General features: G+C 53.5%; 1 protein-coding gene. It reads right to left on the minus strand.

Translation table 11 applies throughout. The features are described from left to right. Window positions 1–263: 263 nt before the first annotated feature. Window positions 264–1,616: a hypothetical protein gene (locus KJP28_RS19825; RefSeq protein ID WP_218394109.1), complete on the minus strand. Its 1,353-nt coding sequence runs from the start codon at window positions 1,614–1,616 to the stop codon at window positions 264–266. Window positions 1,617–2,168: the final 552 nt, after the last annotated feature.

Raw genomic sequence — 2,168 nt, forward strand, 5'->3', positions numbered from 1 at the left:
AACATCCCCAAATCGCTCCCTCAATCCTTTGAGGAAGCTTCTGAACAGAAATATCAGGGGGGTCACTTTTGGACGCCGATTACCCCAATACAGGGGTCAATCTTGCATGCCGGTTCACATACCACGCCCGCATTTCTTAGCGTGTAGGGTAATGCCCTGTGATCCCTCTAGAGCCCCTTCGGAGTTCCTATGCATCAGGGGCCACAGCCCCAATACAGTGTAGCACTCCCCTCACAGGGTAACCCTCAGTGACCCTTGCTCGGCTAAGACTTCACCGAGAGGGTCGGCTTGACACCTACTTGATCGCAGAAGGCTGTAGACATGGCTTCTTTGGTCTTTTGAACGTCTTTCTTCTTCACCAAAAGGCAATCATGGATTGGAACAGATGGCACCTCGCTCACTCGCATAAGGTCCAGCATGGCTGACGAGATGATCTCGCTTTCTACGAACTGAAGATAGTTGATCTCTAGACCTAGGCCCCCGAGCCTTTTTAGGACTGGGTGCTTCTGCTCGATCAGAGAAACGACCCGCTTCAACACAAACTGCTTTGTGAGATCCTTGTCGTATTGCTCTCGAAACTCTGCCTTGAGGTGGTCAGGCCACTGAGTAGGTGCCGAGCCCTTGCCGATGTAGGCGACGACCACCCTCTTCACGACGAGCCTTGGGACCCCTTGGATGTCATAGAGATCACCCTCGGGGATTGTCTCTCCGGCCAACGCATATGCAAGTGTGAGCTGACTTGAACCAAAATCGACTTCCGCAGTCTTTGATCCATCAATTTTCACGTCTGCCCTGAGCTCACGTTTCATCGACTGAACACTCTCCGAGCCACGAATGACGTGCCGACCACCTCGGTTCCAATCAAAACCTGCTTGGTTACCGTCATTGAAGATTCTGACCAAATTGGGAGTTTCGCAGTTCGTGAACCTTTGGGTCGCCAAGAATACGTTGAGTTCCTGAACGTCCTGAGCGAACGCAACCGGCTTTGGGTCTTTACGATTAATTCTCATCCGTCGCCCACGGGTGCCTTTGCGTTTGCCCCTTTTCCGAGCGCGAAGCTCGACAGGAGACCTACCGGACAGGTTCTTCTCATAGTGCTCTCCGACGTTCTCTGGGGTGATGCCATGCGCTTTGGCCATTTCAAGCAATGAGGACCTCGCCCGATAGCGTGATGCCCAGCGCTGACCGTCACGCATTTGCCCCTCATCAAACTCTTCTTCGATCTGAAAGCCATTGTGGTGCTCCAGCAATCCCTGCCACGTCCACACACTTATCAAAGCATCAAACTGGCGCTTGGATGCCAAAGTGTCAGCAAAGTATCCCGACCCTTTCGGGTGCCAACAAAAGCCCCCTGCTTCCTCGTCTGACCGCGCTCTAAGAAGATCAGCTGTGAAAGCAGATACGGTGACCCTCAACGCCTTGGCGGCGCTCCCGTTGCGCTGTCTCGTCCGAGGTCTCCAAAGTTCCTCAGAAGACAGGAACTGGGCAAACAAGTCGTCCTCCAACGCTTTGGCGCTGGGCGACACAGGGGTCATGTCTAGAGGCGCGAACTTGGCACGTCTGAGTTGGTCTGCTGTGTCGGGAATAGGGGCCTTTGAGGTGATGGGATGCTCCATTGGGGCTTTTTCAGTAAAAGAGAAAGCCAGTATCATTGCGGGTTGGTATGGTGGGGTTGACGAATTTGGTTGTCACTTTTTTCGCGGGTAGTATCGGGCAAAGTCAATCTGACACAAAGCATCCCTCAGGTCTGTGATAGAGGGTCGCGATCCGTACACCTCAGATGCTGTGTTGCCAAATGTGTGACCCAAGATGGCGTACTGTTGCCGTGGGGTAGCTTGCAACGCTATCAGCGAGTCTTTCATGTTATGCCTTAGGCTATAGAAAACATGTTTCTTGCTCGTGCGATGCTTTTTGATCCGGTTCATCATATTCGTGCTGAAATTCCCGTGCCCCCTCGGGGACGCGTATTTGGGAAAGAGCAATTCTTCTTCGCTCATTCCACTCATCCGGCGTTTGAGCACTGACGCTGCCAATCCGACCAACGGAATGGTGGGTAGTGTCCCGGGAGATGGTGTAGGAACTGGCGTCCACCTGCTTCTTCATAGCTGGTGCTGCTCGTTCACTGCGCGGCGATCATCGTCGCCGCGCCGGTATCGTTGCACACGGCC

Source organism: Maritimibacter dapengensis (assembly GCF_019218265.1).
In the GTDB taxonomy this organism is placed as follows: Bacteria; Pseudomonadota; Alphaproteobacteria; order Rhodobacterales; family Rhodobacteraceae; genus Maritimibacter; species Maritimibacter dapengensis.